General features: G+C 65.5%; 8 protein-coding genes. All 8 read right to left on the bottom strand.

Annotated features, from left to right (window positions below; translation table 11 throughout):
* Positions 1-34: 34 nt before the first annotated feature.
* Positions 35-1,810, bottom strand: coding sequence for a serine/threonine-protein kinase (locus QFZ30_RS13720; RefSeq protein WP_307077072.1), 1,776 nt, complete (start codon positions 1,808-1,810; stop codon positions 35-37).
* Positions 1,807-3,786 carry an FHA domain-containing protein gene (locus QFZ30_RS13725; protein ID WP_307077074.1) on the bottom strand — a complete coding sequence of 660 codons (1,980 nt, stop codon included), beginning with the start codon at positions 3,784-3,786 and terminating at the stop codon, positions 1,807-1,809. Before QFZ30_RS13725 ends, QFZ30_RS13720 begins: the two co-directional genes overlap by 4 nt.
* Positions 3,773-4,690, bottom strand: coding sequence for a PP2C family protein-serine/threonine phosphatase (locus QFZ30_RS13730; RefSeq protein ID WP_307077076.1), 918 nt, complete (start codon positions 4,688-4,690; stop codon positions 3,773-3,775). The genes QFZ30_RS13725 and QFZ30_RS13730 overlap by 14 nt, the downstream gene beginning before the upstream one ends.
* The gene (locus QFZ30_RS13735) at positions 4,687-5,952 is read right to left on the bottom strand and encodes an RDD family protein (protein ID WP_307077077.1); all 1,266 of its coding nucleotides are present in this window, start codon (positions 5,950-5,952) and stop codon (positions 4,687-4,689) included. The genes QFZ30_RS13730 and QFZ30_RS13735 overlap by 4 nt, the downstream gene beginning before the upstream one ends.
* A 299-nt stretch (positions 5,953-6,251) precedes the next feature.
* Positions 6,252-8,870 carry a transglutaminase-like domain-containing protein gene (locus tag QFZ30_RS13740; protein WP_307077078.1) on the bottom strand — a complete coding sequence of 873 codons (2,619 nt, stop codon included), beginning with the start codon at positions 8,868-8,870 and terminating at the stop codon, positions 6,252-6,254.
* The gene (locus QFZ30_RS13745) at positions 8,867-10,198 is read right to left on the bottom strand and encodes a DUF58 domain-containing protein (protein WP_307077080.1); all 1,332 of its coding nucleotides are present in this window, start codon (positions 10,196-10,198) and stop codon (positions 8,867-8,869) included. Before QFZ30_RS13745 ends, QFZ30_RS13740 begins: the two co-directional genes overlap by 4 nt.
* A 52-nt stretch (positions 10,199-10,250) precedes the next feature.
* Complete coding sequence (locus tag QFZ30_RS13750) at positions 10,251-11,222, bottom strand: AAA family ATPase (protein WP_307077082.1); 972 nt, start codon at positions 11,220-11,222, stop codon at positions 10,251-10,253.
* Between the two features lie 77 nt (positions 11,223-11,299).
* Complete coding sequence (locus QFZ30_RS13755) at positions 11,300-17,380, bottom strand: Ig-like domain-containing protein (RefSeq protein WP_307080263.1); 6,081 nt, start codon at positions 17,378-17,380, stop codon at positions 11,300-11,302.
* Between the last annotated feature and the right edge of the window lie 100 nt (positions 17,381-17,480).

Below are 17,480 nucleotides of genomic sequence, written 5' to 3' on the forward strand. Positions count from 1 at the left end.
GGGCGTTTAGCGTGTCCGGTGCTCCGTGTCATTCTCAGTTGCGGACGCAGGCGATCGAGTCCTGCTCCAAGGGGGAAGAATGTCCGTCGCTCCGGACGATCATCACCTGGATACAGGTCGGTTCCTTGGGATTAACCGCCACCTCCGCGGTGGGCTGGGCGGTGGACTGGTATTCGCCGCTTCCCCCGATCGCGTAGACCCGCCACTTGTAGGCGTCACCTGCCTTCGGCTGCGGATTGGTCCAGGTGAACGTCACCTTGCCGCTGGCATCCAGCTTCCCCGCCAGGTCTGCCACATCCGGAACCGTCCCGTTGTCCAGCGCGTCCGGAGGTGCCACGCTGACCTGATCGGTCGGAAGGACTTTAGGCGGCGGAGCGGACGATGCCACCACGATTCCTACGATGACGGCGAGCACCAGCAGTGTGCCGCCGCTGATGGCCAGCCACAGATTCCGCTTGCTGCGGTCTGCTGCGGGGGCCTCGGGTAGGGCTTCGTCGCCAAGGGCCGGCCGGCTGACTGTGGCATCGAGTTCCGGTTCCCCAGGGCCGGGCCGCTTGGCCCCGCGCTCCCCCGCTGGCAGTCCGGCCGCTGCCCGCTGCCCGGCATCAGCGGGCCGGAGGGCGGGCCGTGGGATGGTCGCATCCTTCGCCACGCCGTATTCGCCAGCCGGTGTGCTGCCCCGGAGCATGGTGGCGTGCGCCCACTCCGGGGAGGGTTTTCCGTTGGCCTCCTGGCCCGTAAAGAGGTTACCCGGGACCTGCGGCCGGGCGGGACCCGCGGGCGGCGCTCCTGCCGGAGAGACAGGGTTTGGGACTTGTGGCCTGGTCCTTGCCGGGAAGGTGGGGGCGCTGCCGGTCCTTTCCGGATCGATGGCCGCAATGCTCCGGACGCGGGTCTCTTCGAAGCCGTCGTCCGGGTGGTTTTCCTCGTGATGAGGTTCTTCGAGCACCTCAAAGGGAGTGACTGACAGGTTCAGCTCAGCCTGGATCCGCTGCAGGGCCAGAGCGAAGGCATGGGCCGAGGAATACCTGGACGCTGCGGATTTCGCCATGGCGGTGGACAGCGCCCGTTCCAGCGATTCAGGCACATCGGCACGGCCAAGGCGGGGCAACGCCGTGGTGCTGATGCGCGAAATGAGCTCCCGCTGGGAGTTGTCGGCGCCGGGAATCACGAACGGGGACCGGCCCGCGAGCAGTGTGTACAGGGTGGCCCCGAGCGCCCACACGTCCACCATCACGCCGTCGATGGGGCCGTCTGTGAACTGTTCCGGCGGGGACCACGGGATGGACATCCCGGCGTCGTCGTCGGCATCGGCCCCCAGCGTGCCCGAGATTCCGAAGTCCGTCAGCGCCGGACGGTTATAGTCGGTGACCAGGATGTTCGCGGGTTTGATGTCCCGGTGCGCAATGCCGGCCCGGTGGGCGGTCTCGACGGCGGACGCCACCTGGATGCCGACCGCCAGGACTTCGTCCACGCTGAAGCGCTGGCGCCGGTAGCGGACGTCCAGGCTGGGCCGGGAGCAGTATTCCATGGCCAGGTAGGAATGCCCGGCCTCGGTCACCTCCGCCTCGAAGATGGTCACGATGTACGGGTGGGAGGAGAGCTGGGCCATCAGGTTGGCCTCGGATTCGAACCTGCGCCGGGCTCCCTCGGTCTTCAGGTCGGACAGCAGGACCTTGACGGCAACCTTCCGCCGGGGCCGGTCCTGCTCATAGAGGTAGACGTCAGAGAATCCGCCGGAGCCCAGCAGGCTGATGTAGGTGAACCCCGGGATGTGGGGCGGCGGCGCAACTGGCCGTTTGGAGCTCAAAGAATCTCCTCAAAACGCAATGAGATATCGTCACCCAGTTCTGCGATGTCTCCGTCGAGCAGGATGGCCATTTCATTCTGCGCGAGGCGGCGGGGCTGCTGCCCTTCACGGACCAGGACCGTACCGTTTGTGGCTTTGAGGTCGCACAGCATCACATGCCAGCCTTCAAGCCGCACCTCCACATGCGAACGCGAAATGTCGCCGCTGGGACTGGCCACCTGGACGAGCCTGGGCATCACGCCACCCTGGACGCGGGAAACTGAAGGCTGCCGTCCGATGACCAGCGACTGGTCAAGGTCCAGCAGTTCACCCGTGGAAACACGCATCCGGCCCAACCGCGGCCGCGCCACCTGGACGGCGTCGGACGGCAAGGGCAGTCCGCACGCGGCGCACAGCGAGTGTGTGGGCGGATTGGCGTGGCCCTGGCCGCAGACGCGTGCGAGCACCCGAGGGCCAGCGGCATCCGGGTCCGGCGCTACGGCAGGAGCGGGATGCGCGGCCATCCCTGCGAGATCACTCTTCATGACGGTGTGGCCGTCGTGGTCTCCGTCGAAGCCGAGGGGATCCGCGCCTGGCAGCTCCGGGGTCACGGAGGGTGGCTGGCTGCCCGGGCCCGGGCCTGGGGCGCCAGCGGGAATGGCGCCGGCGGGAGTGTTGAACGACGGCGAAGCCTGCGGGCTCCGGACGTTGTTTCCCCCGGTCCGCCACGGGACCGAGTCGATGAGTCCACCGGCGGGTGCCGGCAGGGCAGTCTGCGGCTCCGAAGCGGGAGGGTCAGGAAGGACGCTGCCGGTTTGGAGCTCCGCAGCGGCCGGCGCCTCCAGTGCTGCCTGCCCGTCTGCACCGTCCTCCTCCGCCGGTGCCAAAACCTGCGCATCCCCATGGTCCATGTCCGGATCGTCGCGGACTGCAGCGTCTTCGATGCTGCGGACGACGGTGCGCTCCCAGAGGTGGTCGTATGTTCCAGTCAGTTCGTGGGCAGGCACCTGATCTGGCCCCTCATCCGGCCGAGACTCGGGTTCCACGTCCTGCCAGGACTCCGGCATTTCCGTCGCAGAGTCAGGATCCTCGTCGAGGACACCAATGACAGTGTCCGCCGACGCGCCATGTTCAGCGGCTGACGATACCGCTTCCAGCCCAGGCTCGGGTTCAATCACAGGCTGGGGTCCAACCACAGGCTCGGGTTCAATCACAGGCTCGGGTTCGACCACAGGCCCGGGTCCAACCACAGGCCCGGGTTCAATCACAGGCTGGGGTCCAACCACAGGCTCGGGTTCAATCACAGGCTCGGGTTCGACCACAGGCCCGGGTCCAACCACAGGCCCGGGTCCAACCACAGGCTCGGGTTCAATCATGGATTCCAACGCAACGCCAGGCACTGCAGTTTCGGCCTCAGTCACAGCTGTTTCAGCCACGCCAGTTTCAGTCACAGCAGTTTCACTCACCGCAGTTTCATTCACGGCGTGCGCAGGCACAGCAGCCTGAGTGGCCGCAGCCAGGGCCACAGCCGGCTCGGCGGCGTCTGCCATCGGGGTGCCGGCCACTGCCACAGTCAACGACTGCAGCAGGACCACGCCTTCCCCCAGGGGCAGCTTCTGGCCCTGGGGGCCACCTCCCGGGACACTGACGCGGTACCACTCCGGGGCCACGAAACTGCGTTCGGTCCAGGTGGTCACATCGCGCCCGTTCAGATCTACGGGACCACCGGCCAGCTGGACGGTCAGATCCAGGTCCCCGCGGAGGAAGACCCGGAGCGAGTCCCGGAAGCCCACAATTCCGAACCACGGAATCTGCGCCAGCGAAAGGCCGAAGCTGCTCGTGACCGCGTGAAGCACTTCGTGCACTTCCGGCCCGTTCTCCAGCAGATCCCACAGTGAGTGGACCAGGGCGGGTGGGGCGTCGGGTCCGAGGAGGACGACGGTCCGGGACCGGACAATGCCCAGCCAGGTGCCGGGCGCGTAACTACTGGCGGCCATCTCCGGGCTCCTCGCTTTCTTCTTTCTCGGCTGATGACTCGCGCCCGTCCACAACCTGTGCCCGGGGCAACGTGACTTCGTCTTCCGCCTCAGCGGAGGTGCGGGGGGCGGTGGTGGCGAGTCCGCCGTCGTTCATGACGTTCTTGGCGTCCACCACAATGACGGTGATGTTGTCCCGGCCGCCATTGCGAAGGGCGGCTTGGATGAGGGCGTCCACGGCGTCCTGGGGGTGTCCCACCGTGCTGAGGATGCGGAACATGTGTTCGTCCGTCAGCTCACCGTTCAGTCCGTCCGAACAGACCAGGATACGGTCACCCTCTTCGACGGGAAGCAGCCAATAATCAGCTTCTGTCTCGTCTCCGGTGCCCAGCGCCCTGGTGACCACGTGGCGCCGGGGATGGACCGTAGCCTGCTCCGGCGTTATTTCGCCTGCATCAACAAGTTCCTGGACCTCTGAGTGGTCCACGCTGACCTGGGCGAACTCTCCCTGGCTCAGCCGGTATGTGCGGGAATCACCGATGTTCAGGACCAGCCAGTACGGCATGCCCATCTGTTCCACTACGACGGCCCCGGTCAGCGTGGTTCCGGCGCGTGCTCCGGTGGCGTCCCTGATGGAACTGTCAGCGCGGACCAGGTATTGCTGAAGGACGGCCGCCGTGACGCTACGCTCGCCGGTGGCAAGCTGCGGCATCGCCGCCAGGGCACGCACGCACATGCCGCTGGCAATTTCACCTGCTTCATGGCCACCCATTCCGTCAGCCACGGCAAAGATGGGGTCGGAGGCGATGAAGGAGTCTTCATTGAGTTCGCGGCGCAGGCCGCGGTCCGTGCCGTACCCGTAGCTCAGACTGAGCCCGCGTTCATGGTCTGCCGCAGGGGGGACACTGGCGGGCTGTGAGTTCATGCCTGTCCTAGGTGGAAGGTGCGGTCACCAAAATGGACAGTGGATCCCGGGCTGACAAATGCGGGCACACCCGGCTGGAGCGGCGTGCGCCGGCCGTCCGGGGTGGTGACGGCACTCCCGTTCGTGGAGTTCCTGTCCGTCACCCAGATCCCTGCGCCGTCGGTCAGCAGGTGCAGGTGCGTCTTCGAAATCGAGCGGCCGGGGTCGGTGACCGCCAGCAACTGGGCCTGCCGCTCACCAGCTTGACCTACGGGGTCCCGGCCCACCAGAACGCTGCGGTCGAGCTGGAAGTCCCGCCCGTCGTCGAGCCTTATCCGCAGGACAGCCACCGGGGCGGCCTCACGGACTCCGCCGCGCATCTGCGTGCGGTCGTGATCATCATCAGGATGGCTTGGAGCGGGCGAAGGGGCCGGGGACCCAAAGGACTGTGGGGTTGCGGGAGCCTGGGGCACTGCCGGAGCCTGCGGCACATTGAACGGCTGCGGTGCCGTGTAGGGCTGGACTCCACCCAGGCCTGTGCCCTGGCCTGCCGCCGGCTGCCACTGGTCCGGACTCTGGTTTGGCTTCAAAGGTGCCTGGGCGTTAATGACCTGTGGCGTTTTGGAGGCACCGGCCACGGGCGAAGCCACCTGCTGGACCGGCGGCAGGTCCAGCGGCGCGAAACTGTACGGGCCTTGGATTCCACCCGAGGAGATGGGGTTCCGTCCAGCCTTGACGTCAAAGACCAGGGTCTTTGCCGCGGTGTCGTGCCAGCCACGGAGCCGGCTGTTCTTGTCCCAGGTGTTGGATACCACCACCAGGACCGCCCACGCGGCGCCGATGGCAGCCAGCGGAGCAAGGATCAGAAAGGCTGCGTCGAACCACTTGAAAGCGACAACAAGAATTGCGGCAAGAGCTGCCAGCAGTATCCCGGCGCCGGTGATCAGCCCGCGGAGGAAAACGCTGGCCCCTCCTGGCGCGTAGCCGTCTTTGTCTGCACTTCGGATGCCCATGAGCTGGTTGCCGATGGTGTTACCGGAGCGGCCTTCAATGGCTGCCAGGACAACCACGTAAACCAGCGTCAGTCCGAGGCCGATGCTGCCGAACAGGACCAGCGAGCCCGTGTCGTAGATGATGAATCCACTGCTCTGCGTGCGCGTGACGCCGGCGAAACCGATGGCGAAGGTCACCACGAGGACTGCGAGGGGACCAAGCCAATCGAGCACAGCGGCACCAAGGCGTTTGCCCGCCGAGCCCGGAACAAGCTCAAGATTCACTGCCATTCCCGCTCCTCCCCCTCGACCGTGGCCCACCTGCCCGTTACCAGCGATACCAGCTGATTCGTGAACGACTTGCCTGTTACCGTGGCCGGCATCGCCCGGGCCCCGTTGTACTACCGGGATAGTACCGGGAATCCGGCCTGCATGCTCAACCCCGCTGTCCACCAGCGCCCTCTGCGCCTGGTCAATGTTGCGAACGTTGCGTGCGGCCCTGTTGGGCAGCGGAGCACCGCATGCCGTGCAGAACGTTGCACCGCTGCGGATCAGCTGCTGGCAGCGCTGGCAGCGCTCGGCGTCGTGGATCATGGTTCGGTGTGGTTCTTCCTGCCAGGGTTCCTCAGAACAGTGGACTCGTCAGGATCAGTGGGGCCCGGCGTCGAACCGTGTCCCGCGTCCTGTGCTGCTTCGGCCCTGGTGCTGATGGGTGCTGCAGCGTCCGGACCGTACTCCACCCTACCGGCGGCCGGCTGTTGTGCGGCGGAGCCCGGGCCGGCAGGCAGCCCAAGTTGCGGCAGCCCCAGCCGGACGCCGCGCAGTTTGAGGGCGTTGCGGCCGTCAGCCAGCAGGGAACGGGGCGAGAACCTTGCCTGCTGCCTGCGCCAAAACCCTACGGTCCCAGTCATTTCCTTCAGCGAACCGTCCACGATGGCCCAGTACTCCCGAACCTCTTCCTCGCTCGGCTGGCCGGCGCCGAAGATCGAGGCATCCGCCCGGTGGGCAAGCATGGTGGTGGTGGCTCCTGTTGTGGGGAAAGTTTCAGCAACCACCGCTGCGCTTTCGCGCCTGGTTGACCGGGTGTCGATTCCGGCACCCATGTCGGTGGCCAGGCTCACCACTTCGTTCCAGCCGCCTCCCACGCGCTGGGCAGGATGCCCTTCGGAGAAGCGCGCCTTCCGGCGTCGTGTTTTGAGGAAGGCGATGAGCAGCAGCGGCAAGGCCAGGATCGACAGCGGAATGAGGGCAACCCCCAGGGCACCAAGGAGCGCGCCCCAGAAAAGCCAGGGATTGTTCTTCTTCTGGTCGGCGTCCAGCGCGTCCGGGGATGAATCCGGCGGCAGGTCCGCCGGTTCCTGTGGCGGGGGCGGCGGCTGTAGCACCTGGGGCTTGGGCTTGGACCTGTTTTCCGGGTCCGGCGGGATGGGGATGTTGTCCTTGGGCGGAGTGGGATCAAAGCTGACCCAGCCCACCCTGTCGAACGCCACTTCCACCCAGGCGTGAACGTCCTTGCCCGTGATCTTTACTTCGCCTGCACCGTTTTCAGGGCTCGTGGGCTCGGGGTAGAACCCCATCACCACCCTCGACGGGATGCCCAGGTGGCGGAGCATCAGCGACATGGCTACGGCATATTGCTCGTCGTCGCCGAGCATCTGCTTTGCTGTCAGCAGGCTCTTGATCCGGGCCGCACCATGGCCGGACACGCTGGGCAGCTGGCCTTCGGCGACCAGGCCGTTGCTGAAGGCGCCGGTTTTCTGGAAGTGTGCCTCGATCTGGCGGACCCGGTCGATGGCAGTCGGCGCATCGGCCGAGAGGTCATTCGCCTGGGAGCCCACTACCGGGGGAACTTCAATGGCGTCCGGAAGGGTGACCTTCGCGAAGTCGTACTGCGTCAGCTGGCCGTGCTCGAGCTTGACGGGATCGGAAACCTGGACGCCGTAGGAATCACCCTTGGACAGGCCCTTGGTGGTGACCGCAGTGTCCGTGCCCGAATTGAAGTAGAGGCCGGAAGCAGCCGCGGAGGCGCTCTGGTCAAAACTGAGGCCTGTTGTCTTGCGGCCGCCGGGGACGAAAAAGCCCTGGTAGTCCTCCAAGGTGATGGCCATCGAGTAGTCGTTGGTGGGCACAACGCTTGAAGTATCAGCCAGTGTGTTGATGGACTTGGTGTCTCCCACCTTGCTGAAGTTGCCGGAGCCGTTCGGGTCCATGTTGTAGTTCGTGCCGTTGAAGGCGTCGAGGGCGCCCAGGCGGACGCGGCCGTCCCTGGGCAGGCCCTTGACCACAAAGAGGGTGTCGTCCTTTTTGTCCTTGACGAAAGTCCGGAAGCTTGCCAGTGGCGTGATGTAGTCCTTCGGATCGAACGGCGGAACCACCACGTTACGAAGGACTTTGCGGTCATCGCTCGCGGTGACCAGGGGCGCTGCCACCGCGGTGATGGCCACGCTTGCCGCGATGACGGCCGCTGCAGTGCCGAGCCGGCGGATTTTGGCGCGCCGGGCGGAGGTGCTGTCACCCTGGGGACTATTGACCGACACCTTCCGCGTGTCGCTGCGCCGCAGGGCATCCCGGCGGAACGTGGCCCAGGCGATGGCGACCACAGTAAGGGCGATGCCGCGCTCAACCGTGAGGAATGCGGCGTTCGTGCTGAACGCAATGCCAGTGACAAAAAGCGCCAGCACCGGAAGCAGCGGCCAGTAAGGTCCCTTCAGCCGCCAGATCAGGATCCCGGCCGCCAGCGAGGTGAGCAGTGAACTCAGGAACGGGACAATCAGGACCCCGCCGGCGGTGCCCACCGGCACGCCGACGGTGAGCATGTCTTTCCAAGCGAACATCACGCCCAGGAGCAGCGTCTGCAAGGAGTCCAGGCTGGGAACGAAGCCGGCAATGGCGGAATCAGGCACAGCCAGGGCTGTCCCGAACGCAAGGTAGGCCGCCAGGGCGACGGCCGAGGTGATCAGCAGCCCCAGCCGCAAATGGGCATTGCAGGCGGCGATGGCCAGGCCCAGGAAGATGCCGCCGAAACCGGAGATGAGGTAGTAGGGATCTCCGCCGAAGCTGAGGCTGAAGCCGAGGACCCCCAGCCCCAGCAGGACGGTGAGCGCACCGGCGTCGAGCACAAAATGCCAGACCGGCTGGCCGTCCGCGAACGCGGATTCTTCCTGTGGGCGATGCTGCCTCCGCGGGCGGAAGTCGGATGCGGAGCTCATGCGGCCGCCTTTCTCAGGATGATGGCAAGATCGGAAAGATCGCCCAGCGTCAGCACGGTCAGGTCTGCGATGTTCGCCCGGGCCGGTGCGGCTCCGGCCTGGAGCCGGACGGCAAGGCAGCGGACGCCCAGCGGCACGGACGCCGCGGCCGAGCGAAGCTGGGAGGGGGTAACGTTGCTGCCCACCACAATAAAGACCACCGAGGCGTTCGGGACGGTGTCGGTGAGCGTCCGGGCCAGGTCGACGGCGGTCCGGCGCATGGGTGCGCCCACAATCCGGGTCATGTCATCGAGCATGTTGCGGCCGGTTTCACAGCGCAGGGGACCCTTTTGGGTGAGGACGTCCAGCTCACGCTGATCCCGGATGGCCTGGCGTCCGATCGAGGCGGCCGCCGAGATGGCCATCTCGAATTCCTGCTCTGAGGCGTATTCATCTGTGTTGATGGACAGCGAGATCGCCAGGTGGGCCCGGCGGGTCTCCTCGAACTGGCGGACCATCAGCTTGTTGGTCCGGGCCGTGGTCTTCCAGTGGATGTGCCGCCGGTCATCGCCCGGCACGTAATCGCGCAAGGCGTGGAAGGAAACGTCTGCGCTGGAAAGATCCGTGGTGGGCATGCCTTCAAGGTCGCGGATGAAGCCGGCAGCCGAACCGGCCAGAGCGACGGTGCGCGGATGGACGTACAGATCCTCGGGCTCGGTCCACAGGACCTGGCGGCGCAGCAGGTGCAAAGGGTCGGCCCGCACGGAACGGACGGGTCCCACAACTATGACGGCGCGGCGCGCGGTGGGAATGGTGAAGAGGTCCTCATGGACCTGCCCCGGCTTCATCCTGGGCAGGTGGAAGACGGCGGCGGCCGCGCCAACCGGCAATTCAAGGGCAGCCGGCAGCAGCGGGCGGGCGCTGGTGTTGGAGACCGCGATGCTTCCTACGGCACTGTCCCCCACCGCCACCCGGGTCCGGGCGAGGTCCAGGACCACGCCGTACGAGGATCGGCCCAGGATAAAGCCGATGGCGATGACAAAGAGCACAAAGGCGGCAATCGCCGCAGCATGGGCTTCCTGCCAGCCGAAGGCCTGCCCGGCCGTCCACAGCAGGATGGAGGCAGCCAGCACCGACCAGCCCAGGATACTCACCACGGACAGGACCGGCCAGGCATAACGCCGCCAGAGGCCGCGGGTTCTGTGCCAGGCCGGGGCGAGGGCGAGGCCGGCCGTGCTGGCGGCTTCGGTCCAGACAGCCGGGACATGGAAGCTGGTGGGTCGGCCGGGCCGGCGCAAGCGTTGCCGGAGACGTTCTGCAAGCCGGGTCAACGGGGTGCCGCTGGACATAAGTGTGCCTTCATTTGTGCTGGGTGGTGGTCTGCCTGTGGTACGGAAAACGTCAGGCGCTGGTGCGCTGCTGGGGGGCGGCGACGTCGGACAGAACCCGTGCCAGGACGGCCTCCGGCGTGGCGCCGGAGAATTCCGCTTCCGGATCCATCACAAAGCGGTGCGTCCACACCACGGGGGCGAGTTCCTTGACGTCGTCCGGCAGGACGAAGTTCCGTCCCTGCCCTGCAGCCCAGACCTTGGCGGCGCGGACCATGGCGATTGCACCGCGCACGGAGACGCCCAGCCTGGTCTCGGGTGCGTTGCGGGTCTCCTCGCAAAGCCGGGAGATGTACTCAAGCACCGCGGTGTCAACGTGCGCGGTGGCGGCAAGGTCAGCCATGTCCGCGACGGCCTGGGTGGTGATGACCGCTGAGATTTCCTTGGAACGGTCCTTCAGATTGGCCCCGCCCAGCAGCCTGACCGTTGAGGCATGGTCCGGATAGCCGATGGAGGTCTTGATCAGGAACCGGTCCAGCTGCGCCTCCGGGAGCCGGTAGGTGCCGGCCTGCTCAATCGGGTTCTGGGTGGCCATCACCATAAAGGGCCTGCCGGCCTCATAGGTGACGCCGTCCACCGTCACGCGGGATTCCTCCATGACCTCCAGCAGGGCTGACTGGGTCTTGGGCGAAGCGCGGTTGATTTCGTCGGCGAGGACGATGTTGTTGAAGATGGGTCCCTTGTGGAACTCGAACTTCTGCGTCTTCTGGTCGTAGATGGTCACACCGGTGACGTCCGAAGGCAGCAGGTCGGGGGTGAACTGGATGCGGTTGTTGGAGCCCTGCACGGTAGCTGCCATAGCCCGGGCCAACATGGTCTTGCCGGTGCCGGGGGCGTCCTCGAACAGCACGTGGCCCTCGGCGAGCATGGCGGTGAATGTCAGCCGGATGACGTGTTCCTTGCCGAGCACCGCCTGGCCTACGTTAGCAACGAGCTTGTCGAAGGTGCCTGCAAACCATACGGCCTGCTCAGTTGTCATGGTCATGGGATAGATCCTTTTCTTCTGGTGCTGGTGAGTGGAGCGGTCAGGGGCCCGGCGATTAGTCTAATTAGTTGATTTGGTCAGCACCCGCCGGGTCTGGATCCGTACAGGTCCACCGTCGTGGACTTTACGTACCATCCGGCCTTACCTTCGGTCAGCCGGTACCAGGGTGTTCCGTTGCCATAGATGTCCTTGGTGCAGTCAATTGACAGCTTGCCCCAGGAGCGCTCCACCCAACCGGCACCACAAGTCTTGGGTGGACCCTCGCTATATGTATCACTTCGGTTTGGCATGCCTGGGCAGGTCCGGACGCTCGAGGCGTCCACCTGGATCTGGGATGCCGGGGGCGGAGGCGTTGGGTCGGCGCCAGCGGTTGAGGTTGCGGATCCTGCAGGACCGTCCACAACAGTCACTGCTTTGACATACAACCTACGGGTGTTGCCCCAGCCCCCGCCGGGTGCGTCAAAACTGTTGGCCTTGCCCACGTTCTGCCACCCGCCATCGTCCACCCTCACCTCGTAGTGGTCCAGCGGGCGTCCGTTGGTGTTCGGGTTGTTCCAGGTCCAATGGACCTGACCATCACCGGTGGCTGACGTTCGGCCGTCCACGTTTGGAGCATTCGGCGGCCCGTAGGGGTTGCCGGAGCCGATGTTGCTGGCGTCACCGGAGACGTTGTTCTTGGTGGAGGTGGCAACGATGGTGACGGTAATGTCCTTGCCGTCCGTCAGCCCGTTGATGTTTCCGCCGCCAGCCGGGATAGCTCCCGATTTGCCGTCCGCGTTGTAGGTGTACCGGATTTCACCTTCGGTGGACCCGTTGCGCTGGGCCTGGGTAAGCGGCGTGAATGTCACTTTGAGCTGGCCGCTGTTGCCAGTATCCGCCACGGTACCGCTACTCACCTGGCCTGGCTTGCCGGCCGCCCGGATCTGGGCGGACGGGCTGCTGGTGCCGCTGGTGCCTGCCTTGTTGGTGGCGGACACCGTGAACGTGTAATTGGACTCGGAGTTATCCACCGTAACGTTCTGGGAGGTGCCCGACACCTGCTGGCTGGTCACCGGGGCCCCGCCCCGAAGGGTAGTCAACGTGTACGAGGAAACGGCGTCACCGTTGTTGTTCGGCGCCGACCAGCTGACGTTGAGCTGGCTTTGGGCCCCCACGGAACCCGCCTGTGAGGCCGTCGGTGCAGCGGGTGTCGCGGGGGCACCTGCCGGCACTTCGGCCGCCGAGTACGCGCTCCATTCCGACGGGTCCTTGGCATCGCTCCGGGCCAGGACGCGGACCTTGTAGGCCACACCGTTCTGAAGGCCTTTCCAGACGTAGCTGACCGCGGTCAGGTTCTGGATCTGGGCGTTCTGACCGGCGGGAGCGGGAGAGATCTCAAGGTCGTAGGACTTGACCGGTGACCCCCTGGTGGCAGGTGTTGCCCAGTTGACGGCGAGCTCCTTGTCGCCGAACTTCAGGGTGGGTGGAAGTGGGGTATCAGGCTTGGCGTCCGGCCGGACTTCCGCGGAGGCCGGTGACTTTTCGGAGTCGCCGAATTCGTTGGTGGCCGTCACCTGGAAGTGGTACTTGGTGTTATTGGTCAGCCCGTTCAGCGTGCAGGTGTTGGCCGGGCAATCCTGCTGGAAGCCGCCCTCCCCGTACACCGTGTACTTGGTGATGGGTGAGCCGCGGTCTGCCGGGGCGGACCAGGTGAGCAGCGCAGTGCGGTCCCCCACGCTCTGAGCCTGTGGCGTGGTGGGCGCCAGTGGCTCGTCCTTGACCGTCAGCCGGATGCGGGCCGTGGCGTTACGGGAGTCGTCGCCGGTCTTGTCCGCCACGGAATACGCCACGATCATAGTCCCCGTGAACCCGGCTGCAGGCGTTACGGTCACGGAATCACCGGACACTACTGCACTCCCCTGTCCAGTTTCAGTGGTCGCCGAGATGATTTTCAGTGCGGACTCGGGGAACGGGTTGGCATCGTTGGCCAGGACGTTCACGGTGACGGGCTTGCCTGCGGCCGCGTTGGGTTCGAGGTCATCGTTGGCCACCGGCTTCGGCCGGTTGGAGGCCGTGACCGCCAGCTGGTACGTCGCCGTCGATTCCAGGCCGCGGGAGTCCTTCGCCTTAACCTGGACCGCCCCCGTCGTTCCTGAGGCTGTGCCATCAGCGGCGGATACTTTCAACGACTTGCCCTCGATGTTGGCGCTGAATCCGGCGGGCGCGCCTCCCTCCAGCTCGTACTTCATCTTCTCAAGGTCGTCGCGGTCCGGATCGGCCGTCAGCTTGCCCAGGTCGGTGCTGACGGAATCCCCCTTGGGCACGTCGACGTTGGCGCCGAGCAGTTCCGGCGGGTTGTTGCGGTTGGGATCGGGCAGGACCTTGGTCCGGATGGACAGCGTTGATTTGAGCCCGGCCGGATCATCCGGACCGGTGCCGTCGGTCACTTCGAAACTCAGTGAGCCCGGACCAACATAGTCAGTGCCAGCGGTGTATTTGAGGGCGGTGCCATTCCCGGAAACTGGGTCGCCGCCGTCAGCGCCGATGAGCTTGATCCGGTCCGTCTGGGTCAGGCGTGGTGAGCGCCCTTCACGGACCTTCACCCACTCGTTCAGGTTCACAGTCAGGGACTGCCCGGCGATGACCTCAACAACCTCGTTCTTGGCCAGGGTTGGCACCTGCTGCCCGATGCCCGGTACCCAGATGACGGCCGTAGACTTCTGGCCGTCCACGTCCTCCACCGTGTACGGGATCAGCTGCGGCTGCTCAGTCAGGTCCACGATCATGTTCCCGTCGGCACCGGGGCGGGCCGTGGTGGCCTCGGCCCTGATCTTGAGGTTTTCGCCCACACCGTCAGGATCCTCATCGTTCTTCAGGACAGGAACATCCACGGCGGTCTTGCCGAGGGTTTGGGCCGAGGTCACCCTGTCGTCACGGGCAATAGGGGCCTGCAACGGAACCTCATTGTCCACCACCATGCGGATGGCGGCCTGCGCGGAAGCGTCGCGGTCATCAGCGATGGTGTACCGGACGTTGACCGTCCCGACAGCGCCGGGGGCCAGCAGGATGATGCGGCCGCTGGCTTTGCTGACGGTGGCCTGGAGCGCGGAGTCCGCCTCGATGCCGTCCGTGAGGATGCGGATGAGGTCGCCGTCGGGATCGGTGTCGTTGCCGGTGGAGTCAACGGCGATCTGGCGCCCGGGACGGACCTTGACCTCGTCATCCACGGGAGTGGGATTCTGGTTGGTTTCGCCTCGCGGTGCGATGCCCACAGTCACCGTTCCGGTGTTGACAGCGCCCTGGCGGTCCACCACCTTGTAGCGGAAGGTGTCGGTTCCGGCGCCGTCTCCTGCTGCCGTGAAGTCGATGAAATTGCTGCCCACGGTGGCCGTTCCCATGGCTGGGGTGCTGTCGATGCCCGTAAGCTGCACGGAGTCGCCGTCTGGATCAATGCCGTCCAGCGGAACCGGGATCCGGACTGTTCCGGCAGCAACCACCCTGGCCGTCAGGTTCTGCGGCTGCGGACGGGAGTTCTCGGCTCCTTCGAGCGGAAGTATGTGGATGGTAACGGCAGCGGCGCTCTTCTGCCCCTGCGGGTCCACCGCGTTGTAGATGGCCCTCACGGTCTTGGGCTGCGCCCCGGCGATGAAACGCAGCGTGTTCTCTGAAACAAAGCTCTTGCCATCGGCCTCGTCCACGCCCTGAGGCAGAACCGGATCAACGGTGAGTTTCTCGCCCTGTGGGTGCGTGTCGTTCTCCAGCACCGGAATGGTGACCACGTCGTTGACCCGGACGTTCACTTCATCCGGTTTGGGCTGGGGTGCTTCGATAATTGCGGGAGCCGGCACGGGGACTACCGAGACACTGCCGGTGGCTGACTTCCTGCCGTTGGACATGGTGTATTCAAAAACGAAGGGGTCCTTGGTGCCCAGCACGTCAGTGATGCGCAGGACGCTGTGGTCGATCACGCTGACGGACGCGGTGATGTTGTCCGGAAGCTTGACGGACTGCAGGACCAGCACTCCGCCGGAAGGATCGGAGTCGTTGGCCAGCGGATCCAGGAGGACGCTGCCGCCAACAGGCATCAGGGCGACATCGTGGACAGCCACAGGGTCGCCGCCGTCTTTGCCGGACTCCACGTCTACGCGGATCAGTCCCTGGCTGCTCTGCGGCCCGTTGCTCGCAATGTAGGTCAGGTAGACGGGCCCCGGAGTTGTACTCCGGAAGGTGAAGGTCCCGCCGTCGGTAACGGGCCCCAGTTCGGCCGGGCCGTTCGCTTCCACCTGTGCCAGGCGCAAGGCGCCGCCGTTGGGGTCGACGTCGTTCTTCAAAGGCGCGATCACCAGGTCCTGGCCCACCACCGCAGTCACGTGGTCTGCATTCACTACCGGTGCCAACGCTCCCGGCGGCTGCACGTTCACCACCACTTTTCCCGTGACCGTTGCGCGGCCGTCCCAGATTGTCACGGTGACGTTCTTCTTGCCTGCGGTGGCCCCGGAATCCTGGAAGGTCAGCAGCCCGTCGCGGCGGACTTTCACCTGGTCCTGGTCGTTGTCCGCTTTGGCGTCCATCAGGACGAGATCGTCGCCGTCGGGGTCCATCCAGTCCGTGAGGATGTTCTGGCTGACGGTCTTGCCCTGTTCCACCAAGATGGTGGTGGCGTCGCCGCCGCGCTTGAACTGCGGCGGCCGGTTTTCCTCCGGGCCCACCACACTGAGCGTGACCTGGCCGCCGGCGGACAGGCCGCGGCCGTCAGCGGCGTTGTAATCGAAGGTTTCCGTGCCCGGCTTCGCGTCCGCCGGGACGGAGACCTGGAAGGCCGTGCCACCATATATGTTCTCCAGGCTGCCGGATTTGGGGCCGGAGTTTCCGACGGCGGCCGTCAGGACGTCGCCGTCGGGATCGGAGTCGTTGTCCAGCACGCTGAGGACGGTGGTGCGTCCCGGGCGGACGCCCACAGCGTCCGGTTTGGTCTCGGGCGGCCGGTTGGGTTTGGTGCGGTCAGGGAGCACGTTGATGGTGTTGTTGTCCGCGGACTCCTGGTCCTGCTCATCGGACTCGTTTTTGGGCGGGATGACGTCGTCCCAGTTGTTCACGAGCTGCATGTTCTGGTTCACCAGCCACACGTTCCCGGAATTCACGTCGTTGAGGACCACCAGACCGCGGTTGACCCGGAAAACGTACGACGGCGACGCACTCGCCTTGGGGACAGCCACGTTCTTGTCGTCCGCATCATTAGTGCAGTCACGCACGTACTTGTTCGCACCGGACCATGCCGCATGGACACACCCGCCCAGCTGCACCGGCGCTGCCGGTATGCCTTCTCCGTCGAAGGTCACCGTCTTGGCCGTTGAGCCGTCCAAGGGCTGCTTCAGCAGGGCCTTCTGGGTCGATATCGCCACAAAGTCACTGGCCGGTCCGCCCTGCTGCAGCTTCGCATCGCGGGCATTGTCGAGCTGCAGGCGCTTTCCGCCGGGCAGGAACAGCTTTCCGCTGGCGGCGTCAAGGACCACCGGCTTGTCCCCGACGACGGCGAGCTGCAGGTCCCCTGAGCCTTTCAGCTCACCCCAGGTGCTGGACTCAGACGACGTCACCTCACCGTTGGCATCCACCGCCGTCACTGTAACCACGCCGGACTTCGGATCCGCCGAATAGATCCGGTCATCGGCACCCACGGCGGAGACCAGGCCCTCCGAGCCCACCATCACCGGTTCGCTTGCTTCCTCGTCAAAGCCGTTGACGGTGGAAGGTGACACCGCCCAGACCTTCCCGGACGCGGGATCGGTCACCGAGATGACCTCGGACCCAAAGCTCACATCGGCGGAACCCGGCAGCTGCTTGTCCCCGCCCAGGCGCATGTTCGCAGGAGAAACCTGGTTCAGGGTGGAACCGGTCTCATCATCCACAAACACCTCCCCCGCGTTTTGGAGGATGTCGAACGTTGTGCTCGCCGGCGTCACGGCCCCGTCAAGGACACGCGACGGATAGTTAAGCCTACCGACAGCGTTCTTGGACTTGCTGACAACCCACACGCCGCCGTCGTTCAGTTCCACTTCGGTGGTTTTGAACCCGGGATACAGGACCGCACCGGTGACCAGCACCACAACAGCAGCACCAAAGGCGGTACCCCTGAAGAGCGCGCGGCGTTTTTTTGAACCCGGCTTCCTGGACCCCAGCATGGCGAAAAGACGTGTCACAGTTTCAGATTTCCTTCAAGATTTCGATTTCCCCCGGCGGGCCTTAGACGAGGCCCCGACTTCCCGCGACAGCCTACCGATT

Source organism: Arthrobacter pascens, from assembly GCF_030815585.1.
Lineage (GTDB): Bacteria > Actinomycetota > Actinomycetes > Actinomycetales > Micrococcaceae > Arthrobacter > Arthrobacter pascens_A.

Bases quoted from the DNA above. Each gene is read 5' to 3' on its own strand.
- QFZ30_RS13725 (WP_307077074.1), bottom strand. From the start codon at position 3,786: ATGGCCGCCAGTAGTTACGCGCCCGGCACCTGGCTGGGCATTGTCCGG.
- QFZ30_RS13730 (WP_307077076.1), bottom strand. From the start codon at position 4,690: ATGAACTCACAGCCCGCCAGTGTCCCCCCTGCGGCAGACCATGAACGC.
- QFZ30_RS13735 (WP_307077077.1), bottom strand. From the start codon at position 5,952: ATGGCAGTGAATCTTGAGCTTGTTCCGGGCTCGGCGGGCAAACGCCTT.
- QFZ30_RS13740 (WP_307077078.1), bottom strand. From the start codon at position 8,870: ATGAGCTCCGCATCCGACTTCCGCCCGCGGAGGCAGCATCGCCCACAG.
- QFZ30_RS13745 (WP_307077080.1), bottom strand. From the start codon at position 10,198: ATGTCCAGCGGCACCCCGTTGACCCGGCTTGCAGAACGTCTCCGGCAA.
- QFZ30_RS13750 (WP_307077082.1), bottom strand. From the start codon at position 11,222: ATGACCATGACAACTGAGCAGGCCGTATGGTTTGCAGGCACCTTCGAC.
- QFZ30_RS13755 (WP_307080263.1), bottom strand. From the start codon at position 17,380: ATGCTGGGGTCCAGGAAGCCGGGTTCAAAAAAACGCCGCGCGCTCTTC.